General features: G+C 66.3%; 12 protein-coding genes. 3 read left to right on the top strand and 9 right to left on the bottom strand.

Going from position 1 to position 13,199, the window contains the following annotated elements; genetic code table 11:
• Positions 1–42: 42 nt before the first annotated feature.
• Entirely contained in the window at positions 43–1,035 is a 993-nt protein-coding gene (locus C793_RS0101985) for an alpha/beta hydrolase (RefSeq protein ID WP_017429273.1), read from the top strand.
• Here C793_RS0101985 and guaD read toward each other — a convergent pair.
• The 5 genes from guaD to C793_RS14405 are packed head-to-tail and all read right to left on the bottom strand — an operon-like array spanning position 1,014 to position 7,537.
• Positions 1,014–2,342: a guanine deaminase gene (gene guaD, locus C793_RS0101990; protein ID WP_017429274.1), complete on the bottom strand. Its 1,329-nt coding sequence runs from the start codon at positions 2,340–2,342 to the stop codon at positions 1,014–1,016. The genes C793_RS0101985 and guaD overlap by 22 nt on opposite strands.
• Positions 2,343–2,382: 40 nt before the next feature.
• Positions 2,383–3,312 carry a xanthine dehydrogenase accessory protein XdhC gene (gene xdhC / locus C793_RS0101995; protein ID WP_017429275.1) on the bottom strand — a complete coding sequence of 310 codons (930 nt, stop codon included), beginning with the start codon at positions 3,310–3,312 and terminating at the stop codon, positions 2,383–2,385.
• Positions 3,309–5,708, bottom strand: a complete 2,400-nt coding sequence (gene xdhB / locus C793_RS0102000; protein WP_017429276.1) for a xanthine dehydrogenase molybdopterin binding subunit — start codon at positions 5,706–5,708, stop codon at positions 3,309–3,311. The genes xdhC and xdhB overlap by 4 nt, the downstream gene beginning before the upstream one ends.
• Positions 5,692–7,245: a xanthine dehydrogenase small subunit gene (xdhA, locus tag C793_RS0102005; RefSeq protein WP_017429277.1), complete on the bottom strand. Its 1,554-nt coding sequence runs from the start codon at positions 7,243–7,245 to the stop codon at positions 5,692–5,694. The genes xdhB and xdhA overlap by 17 nt, the downstream gene beginning before the upstream one ends.
• Positions 7,238–7,537: a hypothetical protein gene (locus C793_RS14405; protein WP_156804846.1), complete on the bottom strand. Its 300-nt coding sequence runs from the start codon at positions 7,535–7,537 to the stop codon at positions 7,238–7,240. Before C793_RS14405 ends, xdhA begins: the two co-directional genes overlap by 8 nt.
• On the opposite strand from C793_RS14405, the gene C793_RS0102010 reads away from it, so the two are divergent.
• Positions 7,536–8,201 carry a TetR/AcrR family transcriptional regulator gene (locus C793_RS0102010; RefSeq protein WP_017429278.1) on the top strand — a complete coding sequence of 222 codons (666 nt, stop codon included), beginning with the start codon at positions 7,536–7,538 and terminating at the stop codon, positions 8,199–8,201. The genes C793_RS14405 and C793_RS0102010 overlap by 2 nt on opposite strands.
• A 21-nt stretch (positions 8,202–8,222) precedes the next feature.
• On the opposite strand, the gene C793_RS0102015 is transcribed toward C793_RS0102010, so the two are convergent.
• The 3 genes from C793_RS0102015 to C793_RS13365 form a co-directional block, all read right to left on the bottom strand.
• The gene (locus tag C793_RS0102015) at positions 8,223–9,587 is read right to left on the bottom strand and encodes an NCS2 family permease (protein WP_017429279.1); all 1,365 of its coding nucleotides are present in this window, start codon (positions 9,585–9,587) and stop codon (positions 8,223–8,225) included.
• 195 nt (positions 9,588–9,782) lie between these two features.
• On the bottom strand, positions 9,783–11,294 hold the full coding sequence (locus C793_RS0102020; RefSeq protein ID WP_017429280.1) for a YifB family Mg chelatase-like AAA ATPase: 1,512 nt from the start codon (positions 11,292–11,294) through the stop codon (positions 9,783–9,785).
• Between the two features lie 50 nt (positions 11,295–11,344).
• Complete coding sequence (locus C793_RS13365) at positions 11,345–11,689, bottom strand: accessory factor UbiK family protein (RefSeq protein ID WP_017429281.1); 345 nt, start codon at positions 11,687–11,689, stop codon at positions 11,345–11,347.
• Positions 11,690–11,927: 238 nt separating this feature from the next.
• Here C793_RS13365 and glnK point away from each other — a divergent pair, with 238 nt between their 5' ends.
• A complete protein-coding gene (gene glnK / locus C793_RS0102030; RefSeq protein WP_017429282.1) occupies positions 11,928–12,266 on the top strand; it encodes a P-II family nitrogen regulator in 339 nt (112 codons plus the stop codon).
• A gap of 91 nt (positions 12,267–12,357) precedes the next feature.
• Here the strand turns inward: glnK and C793_RS0102035 are convergent, their stop codons facing one another.
• Entirely contained in the window at positions 12,358–13,134 is a 777-nt protein-coding gene (locus C793_RS0102035; RefSeq protein ID WP_017429283.1) for a ferredoxin--NADP reductase, read from the bottom strand.
• Positions 13,135–13,199 lie beyond the last annotated feature (65 nt).

Here is a 13,199-nt window from a genome sequence, read left to right on the forward strand (position 1 = left end):
AGGGCTCTTTCACGGAACGGTCGCCTTAACAGGAGATGCTGAATGGATGAATTCGCGCCGCTGCGGGAGGCGTTCAGCGGCACGGCGGAGGTTTCCCCGTTGCCGCTGCGGACGGCGCGCGACGAGACGCGCGCGCTGATGCCCTATCTCGACCGTTACGCGCTGACGCCGCTATGGCAGGGGCGGGACGTCGACCAGGTGTATGCCGGCTTTATCGCCAGCGGCGCGTTTTCGCTCTGGTGCCAGGTGTGGGCGCCGCCGGCCCCGGTGGGCACGGTCTTTGTGGTTCACGGCTATTTTGACCACCTGGGGCTTTATCGCCACTTGCTGGCCATGCTGCTGGCGCGGGGCTGGCAGGTGGTGCTGTGGGACCTGCCCGGCCACGGGCTGTCCAGCGGCGAGCGCGCGGCGATCGACGACTTTGCCACTTACGGCGACTGCCTGCACGACATTCAGGCCGCGCTGAGTGCCCGGCGGCTGACCCCCGCGCCCTGGGTGGGTATCGGCCAGAGCACCGGGGCGTCGATACTCGCCACGGATGCGCTCTGCCGGCCGGCCGCTGCGCCCTGGGTCGGATTGGCGCTGCTGGCGCCGCTGGTGCGTCCCTGCCGCTGGCGCCAGACCGGCCCGCTGCAGCGGCTGGCGGCTCCCTTTGTCAAAACCTTTCCCCGGCCGGGTCGGCACAACTCAACCGACCGCGCCTTTGTCGACTTTCTTCACCACCGTGACCCCTTGCAGCCGCGCCGCCTCAACCTGGGGTGGGTAAGCGCCATGCGCCGCTGGATGCCGCAGCTGCTGGCCGCGGCCCCGAGTACGCTGCCGGTGCTGCTGATGCAGGGCGAGCAGGACCGCACCGTGGACTGGCGCTACAACCTCGCGGTGTTGACGGACAAGTTTCCCCGGGCGCATGTCTACCGTCAGCCGGATGCGCGCCACCATCTGGTCAACGAGGCGCCGCCGATCCGCGAGGCGCTGCTGGCCGAATTGGGGAGGTTCCTCGACGGTCTGGCGGTTCAGGCAGCCTCTCGGGCGTGAACCTGCCGGCCGCCGGCCCAGGTGGCGTAGACGCTGCGGTCGTCGCCCAGCATCATCAGCGCAAACAGCGTCTCGGCGAGGGTGTTGCAGCGGGCGGTACGCCGCGCCAGCAGCGGCGTGGCCGCCGGGTCGAGTACCACGATATCGGCCTCGCCGCCTTTCCTGATTTGGCCGATGTGCTCGTCCAGATGCAGCGACCGGGCGTTGCCCAGGGTCAGCCGGTAAAAGCCCTGCCAGGCGGTAAGCGGCTGGCCCAGCAGCTGGCCGACCTGATAGGCCCCCTTCAGCGTGGCCAGTCCCGACAGGTCGGTGCCGCCGCCCACATCGCTGGCGAGGCTGGTGGCCATGCCTACGTCCTTGCAGGCCTCGCGGTCGAACAGGCCGCTGCCCAGAAACAGATTCGAGGTGGGGCAAAAGGCGATGCTCGCCCCGGCGTCGGCCAGGCGGTGGCGCATGCCCTGATCCAGATGAATGCCGTGGGCAAAGGTGCTGCGCGGCCCCACCAGCCCGTAGCGCTCGTAAACGTTCAGGTAGTCGCGGCTGTCGGGGAACAGATCGGATACCCAGGCAACTTCGCCTTCGTTTTCCGACAGATGCGTCTGTAGATGTACGTCCGGGGCGTTGCGTAGCAGCGCACCGGTGGCCTCCAGCTGTTCCGGGGTGGAGGTAGGGGCAAAGCGCGGGGTCAGGCTGTAGCCCAGCCGGCCCTTGCCGTGCCAGTCGGCGATCAGCCGCTCGCTGTCGGCCAGCCCGCCCAGGGTGTCGTCGGTAAGATCATCCGGGCCGTTGCGGTCCATCAGTACCTTGCCCGCGAGCATGCGCAGCCCGCGGCGGTTGGCAGCAGTAAAGAAGGCGTCCACCGAGCCCGGGTGCGAGGTGCAGAACACCTGGGCGGTGGTGGTGCCCACCCGCAGCGTTTCATCCAGAAACGCCTCGGCCACGGCGTCGGCGTGGGCGCGGTCGCCGAAGCGGCACTCCTCGGGGAAGGTGTAGTCGTTGAGCCAGTCGAGCAGCTGGCGTCCGTAGGAGGCCATGATGTCGAGCTGCGAATAGTGCACGTGGCTGTCGATAAAGCCCGGCATCATCAGCTTGCCGGAATAATCGACGACCTCGATGCCGGCGGGCAGGTGCGGGGCCAGCTCGGCGTAGTCGCCCACGGCGTGGATATGGCCGTCGATGATCCACACCGCGCCGTCTTCCAGATGGTGCACGCTGCCCGGCGCGGGAGCGTTGCCGTCTCCCGGGTCGTCGGCAAAGCTTAAAAGCGGGCCGCGCAGCACGCGGGTGTCGGTCGTCAGGTCAGTCATTGTGGGGTCTCCATTGGTGCCAGGGACTGGCGTACGCGTCTTAAGCGCGCTTTTGTTGAGGGCTCGATTTTTGCGAGCTCTGTTTTTGGGGGCTGGGGGCCACCGGATAAAACGCGGCGCGCAGGATTTCCGGGGCGACGCCGCGATGGTCACGGTGCTCGGCGGCAGGTTTCAGCGTCAGCAGCTCGGCGCTCACCGCCAGGGCGATTTCATAGGGCAGCTTGCCTTTGGCGCCGGCAACGCCGATGGGGCAGCGGACCACGGCCAGCGCTTCGTCGCTGTGGCCGGCATCCTTCAGCCGTCGGCGGAAGCTCGCCCACTTGGAGCGCGAGCCGATTAACCCGATAGAGGCGCAGTCGCCGCGCTTGAGCAGCGCATCGACAATGGCGCGGTCTTCACCGTGGTCCTGGGTCATCACCAGCGCGTGGCAGCCCGCCGGAAGCTCGCTTATGGCCGTGGCCACGTCGGGCTCGCCGTCGGCTCCGGGCATGATGCGCAGGCGGCGCTGGCGCTCGTTGCTCGGAGTGTTGGATGAAGCTTCGGGGAAGGCGTCTTCGCGGCTGTCCAGCCAGTGCAGGCGCCAGGGCAGCGGGGCGATGAGGGCGGCCAGCTCGCGGCTGACGTTGCCGGCGCCAAACAGCGCCACCTGCATCTCGGCGCCGGCGTACAGCTCCAGCATCACGTGCACGTAGCCGCCGCAGCACTGGCCGCTGCGCCCGCCCAGCGGGAAGGCTTCCAGCCGCGTGCCGCTTTCGCCCGTGGCCAGCGCTTCCCGCGCGGTATCCATCACCTGCCACTCGAAGTTGCCGCCGCCCAGGGTGTCGTAAATGGTGTCTGCGGTGATCACCATTTTGCAGCCCGGCTCCCGGGGCGTGGAGCCGGCGGCCCCCACCACGCTTGCCAGCGCGTGGGGGCGGGCTTCGCGCTGCAGGCGGTCAAGCGCGGAATGCCAGCGCTCGGAAGCGGTCATGACGTGCCTCCTGTGCCTTTTTGGCGCAGCGCCTCGGCGGCCAGCAGCACGCGCTCGGGCGTGGCGGGGGTGTCCAGCACCGGGCAGTAGCGGTAGTCCACCAGGCTTGCCAGGGCGTCGCGCAGCGCCGACCACACCGAAATCCCCAGCATAAACGGCGGCTCGCCCACGGCCTTGGAGCGGTAGATGCTGGCCTGGGAGTTGGGGTGGCCTTCCATCAGCTTGACGTTGAACGTCTCCGGCGCATCGCCAAAGGCGGGGATTTTATAGGTCGAAGGCCCAAGCGTGGTCAGCTGGCCGTTGTCGTTCCACTTGAGCTCTTCGCTGGTCATCCAGCCCATACCCTGAATAAAGCCGCCTTCGACCTGGCCGATATCGATTGCCGGATTCAGCGAGTCGCCCACGTCGTGGAGGATATCCACGCGGCTGACACGGTACTCGCCGGAGAGCGTATCCACTTCTACCTCGGATACCGCCGCGCCGTGGGCGTAGTAGTAGAAGGGCCGGCCGCGGCCGGTGGCGCGGTCGTAGTGGATCAGCGGCGTGGCGTAAAAGCCCTTTTCGGACAGCGACACGCGGCCGAAGTAAGCCGCCTGAACCAGCTCGCCCCAGGCGATGCGGTGCTCGTCCTCGTTGATGCCGGCGACCAGCTCGCCGTTTTCCAGCCGCATGGTTTCGCGGTCCAGCCCGCCGGCGTCGGCGTCAAAGTGGTCGGTAGCAAAATCAAACAGGCGCTCGCGCAGCTTGGCAGCGGCGTCCCTGGCGGCCATGCCGTTCAAGTCTGCGCCGCTGGAGGCGGCGGTGGGCGAGGTGTTGGGCACTTTATCGGTGCGGGTGGCGGTAATGCGCACCTTCTCCAGATCCAGCCCCAGCTCGCGCGCCACCACCTGGCAAATCTTGGTGTGCAGGCCCTGGCCCATCTCGGTGCCGCCGTGGTTGATCATCACGCTGCCGTCGGTGTAGACGTGCAACAGCGCGCCGGCCTGGTTCAAATGCTGGGCGGTGAACGAGATGCCGAACTTCACCGGCGTCAGCGCAAGCCCGCGCTTGATGATGGGGCTTTCGGCGTTGAAGCGGGTGATGGCCTGGCGGCGGTTCCAGTAGTCGCTGCTTTCTTCCAGCTGGCTGATGACGTCGTGCAGCAGCGGAATCTGCTCAACGCGCTGGCCGTAGTGGGTGACGTTGCGCGGGGTGCCGTCGGGATCGGCGTCGCGGTAGAGGTTGCGCTTGCGCACGATGAGCGGGTCTGCGCCCACGTAGCGGGCGATGTCGTCCATGGCGCGTTCGATGATCATCACGCCCTGGGGGCCGCCAAAGCCGCGAAATGCGGTGTTCGACGCGGTGTGGGTCCTGGCGCGCTTGCCGGTGACTCGGGCGCGGCCCAGCGAGTAGGCGTTGTCGGCGTGGAACATGGCGCGGTCGACCACCGCTTCGGACAGGTCCGGCGAATAGCCGCAGTCGCCGATGATATCGATATCGCCGCCGGTGAGCACGCCGCGCTCATCAAAGCCCAGCTTGTAGGCGTTGTGGAAGGGGTGGCGCTTGCCGGTGCCGCGAGTGTCGTCGGCCCGGGGCAGGCGTACCTTGGCCGCACGCCCGGTGCGCCGGGCGATAATCGCGGCAATGCACGCCCAGGGCGAGGCCTGGGTTTCCTTGCCGCCAAAGCCGCCGCCCATGCGCCGGTTGGAGACCGTCACCGCGTGAAACGGGATGCCCAGCACTTCGGCCACCAGCTTCTGGGTTTCGCTGGGGTGCTGGTTGGAGGTGTGCACCAGCACGCCCTCGTCTTCGGTGGGCTCTACCAGACAGGCCTGGCCTTCCAGGTAAAAGTGCTCCTGACCGCCGATAAACTGGGTGGCCTCGAGCACGTGGGGCGAGCCTTTCAGGGCCTCCCGCCAGTCGCCGCGCTCGTGAACGTGGGTGGGGCGGACCAGCTCCTCGCGCTCGGCAGCGGCCACCGGGTCGAGGCTTGCCGGCTGCTCGTCGATTTCCACGATCGCCGCCTTCACCGCCTGACGGGCAATTTTGTAGCTTTCGGCGGCCACGGCAAACAGGGTCTGGCCGGCGTAGCTGATCTCGTCAAAGGCAAAGATCGGGTCGCCGCCGAACACCGGGCCGATATCGGTATGGCCGGGCACATCGTTCAGGCTGATAACGTCGACCACGCCGGGCAGCGCGCGGGCTTTTTCCAGATCCAGGCGGGTTACGCGCCCGTGGGCGACCGGCGACTGGCCGACCATCACGTCCAGGGTGCGCCTGGGCGTGGGCAAATCGTCGATGTAGGCCGCGCGTCCGGTGACGTGTTTCACGGCACTTTCGTGGGGACGAGCGCTGCCCGCACCGCCCTGGCGACGGCCGGGTTCACGCGTGGGATCGAGTTCAGTGAGCGTACGCATGGAGAGTCACCTGATTCGCGGGGGTGGAAGCCTTGTTGTTGTTAGCGTCGTTGTTATTAGCGCTGTCGCTGGCGGCATTGAGTATCAGGCACAGCCGTTCGAGCAGGTTGCCGGCGGCAAGCGAGCGATATTCGGCGCTGCCGCGCATATCGGCCATGGGCGTCAGCTCACGGGCCAGTGCAGCGCGGGCCTGATCGAAAGCCGCAGCGTCGGCACGGCTGCCCTCCAGAGCCGCTTCGGCCTCGGGTGCACGGCGGGGGATCGCCGCCATGCCGCCAAAGGCCAAATGCACATCGCGCATCACGCCGTCTTCCATGCGCCAGGCGAACGCGCCCAGCACCGCGGAAATATCGTCTTCGCGACGCTTGGAGAGCTTCCACACCTTGAGGTTATGATCCGCCGCCGGGCGCGGGAGAAATACCGCGGCGATAAACTCGTCGGCCTCCATGGCGGTCTTCTTGTAGTCGAGGAAGAAGTCTTCCAGCGGCATTTCCCGGCTGCCGCGCGGGCCGTCCAGCCGCAGACGGGCATCCAGCGCCAGAAGCGTCGGCGGGGTGTCGCCGATGGGCGAGGCGTTGGCGATGTTGCCGCCAAGGGTGGCGCGATTGCGGATCTGGGACGAGGCAAAGCGGTGCATCAGGTGCTCAAACGCCGGGTAGTGCTCGGCGAGCAGCGGCATCAGCGCAGACAGCGACATTGAAGCGCCGATCCACCAGCCGGCGTCCGTTTCGTTGACCTCGGTCAGCTCGGCCACCCGGCGCACATCAATAACGTCAACCAGGTCCTTTACCTGCTGGGTGGTCTCCAGCCACAGATCGGTGCCGCCGGCCACCAGCCGCGCGCCCGGGCGCTTGCCCTTGAGCTCGCGCAGCTCGGCGATGGTGTGGGGGATGGCGTAGCCTTCGGCCTGCTCGGTGCTGGCGGGGGCGGCTTGCCTGCCCGCGTTCTTGTCCCCCAGGTCCTGGGCCAGCTCGGCGACGTTTTTGCCCAGCGACGCGTCCGCGGCCCAGGCAGGCGTGGCCCTGGGATGGTCCTGCATGGAGAGCGCGGCGTCGCGGATCGGCCGGTAGCCGGTGCAGCGGCAGAGGTTACCGCCCAGCGCCTGCTCCAGCTGCGTTTGATCCAGCGGTGCCAGGCGCTGGCCGGTGCTTGCCTGCTGCTGGCGGTCTTCATAAAGCGTAAACAGCGACATGACGATACCCGGCGTGCAAAAGCCGCACTGGCTGCCGTGGCATTCCACCATGGCCGCCTGGGCCGGGTGCAGCTGTTCGCCGTCGGCAATGCCTTCCACGGTGACCAGGTGGCAGCCGTTAAGCTGGTGGGCAGGCGTGACGCAGGCGTTGGCGCTTTGGTAGCGGATCTCGCCGCCGGCGTCGGCCTCGCCGATGGCCACGGTGCAGGCGCCGCAGTCGCCGGAGGCGCAGCCTTCCTTGGTGCCGGTCCGGCCGAGCCGCTGGCGCAGAAGCTCCAGCGCGCTGGTATCGGCGCTCACGCCACTCAGGCGCTGGCGCTCGCCGTTGAGATAGAAGTCAATCATGGTCGGCTCCGATTGTCTTTGTCTTTGTCTTTGAAACGATAACCGTGATCGTTATTGCCGCCGCTATAGCGTTGGACCATTGCAGGTGGTGCCGGGGATTTTTAATTCTTGACCATTCGGTCAGTTTTATCAAGTCGTTTTCCGGCCCGCTGTTGTGGTAAAAAGACGGGTCAAAAGGAATAAACAGAGGCAAAACAGGGATAACACCGCCGCGACGGAGCCAGCCGGTGTGAGCCGCAGCGTGACCACTCCCGAGCCTTGAAGCGGCGTGTCGAATAAAGCGAGAGCCCATGGCCAACTCCACCACCGAACAGGAAGCCGGCGCCATTCGCCGGCGCAACGAGCGGGCGATTCTGCAGGCCGCCGAGGGGGCCTTTGCGTGCCACGGCTATCGCGGCGCCAGCCTCCAGGACATCGCCCGCCGGGCCGGACTGCCCAAATCCAACGTGCTGTATTACATGGGCAGCAAGCGCCGGCTCTACGTGCGCCTGCTGGAGCGGATGATGTCGCGCTGGAACGCGATTCTGGACAATATCTCCCCGGACGATGACCCGGTCGAGGTCATTTCCGCCTTTATCCGCGCCAAGATTCGCCTGTCCCGCAGCCACCCCGAGGGCTCGCGGCTGTTCGCCAGCGAGATCCTCGGCGGCGCGCCGTTTTTGCAGGAATACCTGCAGGGGGATCTGCGCGACTGGGTGGAAAGCCGTGCCGTCGTGCTGCGCCAGTGGGCCGAACGCGGGCTGATCGACCCGGTGAATCCGGTCTGGCTGATTTTCCTGATCTGGTCGTCGACCCAGCACTACGCCGATTTTGAAACCCAGGTGCTGGGGATTACCGGCCGGCAGTCGCTGGACGACGATGATCTGGAAGACATCACGCAGTTTCTTATCCAGGTGGTGGTCAAGGGCTGCGGTATTCGGCGCCCGGCCGCCGGGGCAACGCCGCCTGACAGCTGACAGGCGGAGCTTATCGTGACGTCAGGTGGTCAGCAGCATGACCACCGACAGCGCGGCGGTGATCCACATCGCCGGCTTGATCTCGTTGAAGCGCCCGGTGAGCACCTTGATCAGCACGAAGCTGATAAAGCCGAAGGCAATCCCCAGAGTGATCGAGTAGGTCAGCGGCATCAGAATGATCGCCAGAAACGCCGGGAAGGCCTGGTCGAAGTGTTCCCAGTCGATCTTGCTGATCGGCGCCATCATGAACAGCCCCACCATGACCAGCGCCGGCGCGGTGGCAATGCCCGGCACCAGCGAGAGCAGCGGCGAGAGGAACAGAAACGGCAGGAAGAGCACCGCAATCACCAGCGCCACCAGCCCGGTGCGCCCGCCCTGGGCCACGCCGGCGCCGGATTCGATGAAGGTCTGGGCGGCGCTGGTGCCCAGCGGCGCGGCGATCATCGAGGAGAAGGCGTCCACGGTCATCGAGCGCTGGAGGTTGCGCGGGTTGCCGTCTTCGTCCTTGAGGTCGGCGGACTCGGCCAGCGCCATGAAGCACGACATGGCATCGAAGAAGTTGGTAAACAGCATCACGAAGATGAACGGCAGGTAGCCCACTTTCAGCGCGCCCATGATGTCGACCTTCATCACCGCGCTGAAATCCGGCCAGGCGGCGAGCCCGGTCCAGGCGACGGTGATTTCATCGCCCCACAGCCGGCCCATGGGCGCGGCGGCCAGGGTGGTCAGCGCGATGCCCATCACCAGCGCCCCGTTGAAGCGCAGGATGACGAAAACGGCGGTGGCGATCAGCCCCAGAAAGAAGGTCGCCAGCTGGGCATCCATATTACCGAGGGTCACCACCGTGGCATCGCTGCCGACGATAAAGCCGGCGTTCTGCAGCCCCACGAAGGTAATGAACAGCCCGATGCCGCAGGTAATCGCGTAGCGCAGCGATAGCGGGATGGCCTCGATCACGGCCTTGCGCACGTTGAACAGCGCGAGAATGGCGAAGATCACCCCGGACCAGAACACGCAGCCCAGCGCGACTTCCCAGCTGAGCCCCGCGCCCAGCACCAGGGTGTAGGTGAACAGTGCGTTCATGCCCATGCCCGGCGCGACCAGGATGGGGTTGCGGGCATAGAGCGCCATCGCCAGGCTGCCCAGAAAGCTGATAACCACGGTCGCCGACAGCGCGGCGGAGAAGGGAATCCCGGCATCGCTGAGCACCGCCGGGTTGACCACGATGATATACATGCCGGCCAGAAAGGTGGCGAGGCCGGCGAGAATTTCGGTTTTGACGCTGGAGCCGCGCTGGGAGACGTTGAAAAAACGGTCCAGAAGCGACAGGCGGCGCGTGGCAGCCGCGCCGTTTTCATCGGCGGAGCGAGCAGTCGTCTCGTGCATACCCATACCTTGTTTGTTGTTGTGGCTGGTCGTTGTAACTGGTTGTTGTGACTGGTCGTTGTGACCGAGGTCAGCCTCTGGTGAGGCTCCGGCTATTTCCTGACCTTTCGGTCAAGTCACGGCTCAAGACTAGCCACCCGACCACCCCCGGTCAATACGTCGCGGGATGATAGCAAGGCAGAGCAAGTGAGGCGTTCAGCCGTCCTTCAGCAGGCGGTCGAGCTGGCGGTAGCCGATGGCTTCGACGAAGTGCGGTTGGGTGGGCCGGGCGGCGCCTTCGAGGTCGGCCAGGGTCAGCGCCACGCGCAGTACGCGGTGGTAGGCCCGGGCAGAGAGCTTGAGTTTTTCCAGCACGTTGGCCAGCCAGGCGCGTTCGTCATCGTCCAGCGCGCAGGCGGCTTCCAGCGCCCGGCCGCCGAGCTGGCTGTTGAGCGCGCCGCGCTGCGCCTGGCGTTCCCGGGCGGCCATGACGCGCTGGCGCACGTCGGCGGACGATTCGCCCCGGGTGCGGGCGGTGAGCTGCTCCGGCGGCAGGGCGGGCACTTCCACCTGGAGGTCGATGCGGTCCAGCAGCGGGCCGGAGAGCCGCGCCTGGTAGCGCTGAATCTGGCTGGCGGTGCACTGGCAGCGGCTGCGGGGGTCCCCCAGGTGCCCGCAGGGGCAGGGGTTCATTGCCGAAACAAGCTGAAAACTGGCCGGATACCGGCGTTCGTGGCTGGCCCGGGCCAGGTGGATTTCTCCGGTTTCCAGCGGTTGTCGCAGCACTTCCAGCACCTGGCGGGAAAATTCCGGCAGCTCGTCGAGAAACAGCACGCCGTGGTGGGCCAGCGAGATTTCGCCAGGGCGGGGTTTTGAGCCACCGCCCACCAGCGCGGCGGCGCTGGCGCTGTGGTGGGGTTGGCGAAAGGGCCGTTGGCCCCAGTGTTTTTCCAGCGGCAGCCCGCACACCGAGCGCACCGCGGCTACGGCCAGCGCATCGTCGTCGGAAAGCGGCGGCAGAATGCCGGGCAGGCGGCTGGCGAGCATGGTCTTGCCGGTGCCCGGTGGGCCGGCGAATAAAAGGTTATGGCCGCCGGCGGCGGCGATTTCCAGCGCCCTGCGCGCCTGTTGCTGGCCGCGTACGTCGGCAAGGTCGGCCAGGGGCTCGGTGGCTTCGGGCGGTTTGGGTAGCCGATGCGGCGTAATGCGTTCCTGATCCAGCAGGTGGGCCACGATCTCCCACAGCGAGTCGGCGGGCAGCACGGTCAGGTCCTGCCCGGCGAGCGCAGCTTCGTCGGCGCACGTCCGAGGGACAATCAGCTGATGGCCGGCGGCCCGGGTCGCCAGTGCCAGCGGCAAGACGCCGGGCACCGCGCGCAGCTGGCCGTCCAGCGCCAGCTCGCCGGCGCATTCCATGCCTTCCAGCGACTCCACCGGCAGCTGGCCGGACGCGGCGAGAATACCCAGTGCGATGGGCAGATCAAAGCGCCCGCCTTCCTTGGGCAGGTCGGCCGGGGCCAGGTTCAGGGTGATCCGCCGGGTATTGGGAAAATCAAAGCCGGCGTTGACCAGCGCGCTGCGTACGCGCTCGCGGCTTTCCTTCACCGCGGCTTCGGGCAGGCCCACCAGGGTGAGCCCCGGCAGGCCGTTGGCCAGATGCACTTCCACCTGCACCGGCGGGGCCTCGAGCCCCAACCCGGCGCGGGTGGCAACAATGGCAAGCGTCATGGCGTTCCCTCGCGTTTGACGTATGTGGCGGCGTTTGCCTTGTGCCGGGCTTAGCTTTGGCGGTCGTCGCCTGCGGCCGGGCCGTCGTCGGCTCGGGGGAAGGTATCCTCGGCCCCGGCGTTGTCGGTGTGTCCGGCCTGGCGGTCGCCGTCGGGATTGACCTCGGCCTCCAGGGTGGCGACCTGGCTTTCCAGCGCTTCCACTCGTGCCCGGGTGCGCTGGAGAACATCCATGAGGATATCGAAGTCTTCCCGGGAGACCAGCTCCAGGCGGTCAAAGGCCCCGCGGACGGCCTGTTGCACGCCCTTGTGGATGTCTTCCGGCGCCTGGGAGGCGTTTTGCAGGCGGTCGCCGATTTGCTGGGCAAGCTGGCTGATGCGGTCTTGAGCGGCCATGACGTTCTCCTTGATGGCTCAATAGCAGGGGTATATCCGTCAGGATACGCACCCCGGCGCGGTTACGCATACAGAAAACACCGCCGAGACGGCGCAGCGGCGTTTTTTCTTCGGGCCCGGTGGCAGTGTATGCTTGGGCGTAATTCGCAACGGCGCCGCCGGTGCCCGTTCTTCACTCTTTATGCCGCATTCCCGGTACAGCCCTGTGGATGCCGCATTACGCTATAAGGAAGCCGCCATGAAATTGATTTCTGCGATTATCAAGCCGTTCAAGCTTGATGACGTGCGCGAATCACTCTCCGATATCGGTGTGCAGGGCATTACCGTGACCGAGGTCAAGGGCTTTGGCCGTCAGAAAGGGCACACCGAGCTGTACCGGGGAGCCGAGTACGTGGTGGACTTTCTGCCCAAGGTGAAGATGGAAGTGGCCGTGGATGACGACATGGCCGAGCCGGTTATCGAGGCCGTCACCCAGGTTGCCAACACCGGCAAGATCGGCGACGGCAAGATTTTTGTCATGCCGCTGGAGCAGGTTATCCGTATTCGCACCGGCGAAACCGGCAAGGACGCGGTATAAGCGCTGTGCATAACCGTTGATGCATACCCTGCCACGCCCCGATGTACCTCACCGTGGCGATCCAGCCTGGCGAGTTACGGTGGCGGGGGTTTCACCGTTCCACGAAGGCGCGCTCGATAACGTAGTCGCCGGGCTCGCCCATGCGCGGCGAGATCCGGAAGCCGAGTTCATCCAGCAGGGCGCTGGTGTCGTCGAGCATCGCCGGGCTGCCGCAGATCATGGCGCGATCCTGCGCCGGATCGATGGGCGGCAGGCCGGTATCGGCGGTGAGCTTGCCGCTTTTGATGTGGTCGGTCAGCCGCCCCTGGGTGTGGAAATCTTCCCGGGTCACGGTGGGGTAGTAGACCAGCTTCTCGCGGATTTCCTCGCCGAGATATTCGTGCGCGGGCAGATCCTGGCGGATGAAATCGGCGTAGGCCAGCTCGGAGACGTAGCGCACGCCGTGCACCAGCACGACCTTGTCGTACTGGTCGTAAACGTCCGGGTCCTGGATCAGGCTCATGAAGGGCGCCATGCCGGTGCCGGTGGAGAGCAGATAGAGGTTGCGGCCGGGCAGCAGGTCGTCGGTGACCAGGGTGCCGGTGGGCTTGCGGCCAACCAGGATGCTGTCGCCGACTTCCAGGTGTTGCAGACGCGACGTCAGCGGGCCGTCCTGTACCTTGATGCTGAAGAACTCCAGGTGCTCGGCATAGTGCGGGCTGGCAACCGAATAGGCGCGCACCAGCGGCTTGCCGTCCACCTCCAGGCCGATCATGACAAACTGGCCGGACTTGAAACGCAGGCTTTGCTCGCGGGTGGTACGAAAGCTGAACAGCGTATCGTTCCAGTGGTGAACGCTTAGCACGTCGGCCTTGGCGAACTTGCTCATTGAGGCTCCTTTTAACCGTTATACGTTTTGACCGTTATACGTTGGAAGCGGTATTCCCTGACCGC

Origin of the sequence: Vreelandella jeotgali Hwa (assembly GCF_000334215.1) — a bacterium.
GTDB classification, from domain to species: domain Bacteria; phylum Pseudomonadota; class Gammaproteobacteria; order Pseudomonadales; family Halomonadaceae; genus Vreelandella; species Vreelandella jeotgali.

Excerpts from the sequence above, each read along its gene's own strand:
- C793_RS0102035 (WP_017429283.1), bottom strand. The coding sequence starts at position 13,134 with ATGAGCAAGTTCGCCAAGGCCGACGTGCTAAGCGTTCACCACTGGAAC.
- xdhC (WP_017429275.1), bottom strand. The coding sequence starts at position 3,312 with ATGACCGCTTCCGAGCGCTGGCATTCCGCGCTTGACCGCCTGCAGCGC.
- C793_RS0102020 (WP_017429280.1), bottom strand. The coding sequence starts at position 11,294 with ATGACGCTTGCCATTGTTGCCACCCGCGCCGGGTTGGGGCTCGAGGCC.
- C793_RS13365 (WP_017429281.1), bottom strand. The coding sequence starts at position 11,689 with ATGGCCGCTCAAGACCGCATCAGCCAGCTTGCCCAGCAAATCGGCGAC.
- C793_RS14405 (WP_156804846.1), bottom strand. The coding sequence starts at position 7,537 with ATGGGCTCTCGCTTTATTCGACACGCCGCTTCAAGGCTCGGGAGTGGT.
- xdhA (WP_017429277.1), bottom strand. The coding sequence starts at position 7,245 with ATGATTGACTTCTATCTCAACGGCGAGCGCCAGCGCCTGAGTGGCGTG.
- C793_RS0102010 (WP_017429278.1), top strand. The coding sequence starts at position 7,536 with ATGGCCAACTCCACCACCGAACAGGAAGCCGGCGCCATTCGCCGGCGC.
- glnK (WP_017429282.1), top strand. The coding sequence starts at position 11,928 with ATGAAATTGATTTCTGCGATTATCAAGCCGTTCAAGCTTGATGACGTG.
- guaD (WP_017429274.1), bottom strand. The coding sequence starts at position 2,342 with ATGACTGACCTGACGACCGACACCCGCGTGCTGCGCGGCCCGCTTTTA.
- xdhB (WP_017429276.1), bottom strand. The coding sequence starts at position 5,708 with ATGCGTACGCTCACTGAACTCGATCCCACGCGTGAACCCGGCCGTCGC.
- C793_RS0101985 (WP_017429273.1), top strand. The coding sequence starts at position 43 with ATGGATGAATTCGCGCCGCTGCGGGAGGCGTTCAGCGGCACGGCGGAG.
- C793_RS0102015 (WP_017429279.1), bottom strand. The coding sequence starts at position 9,587 with ATGCACGAGACGACTGCTCGCTCCGCCGATGAAAACGGCGCGGCTGCC.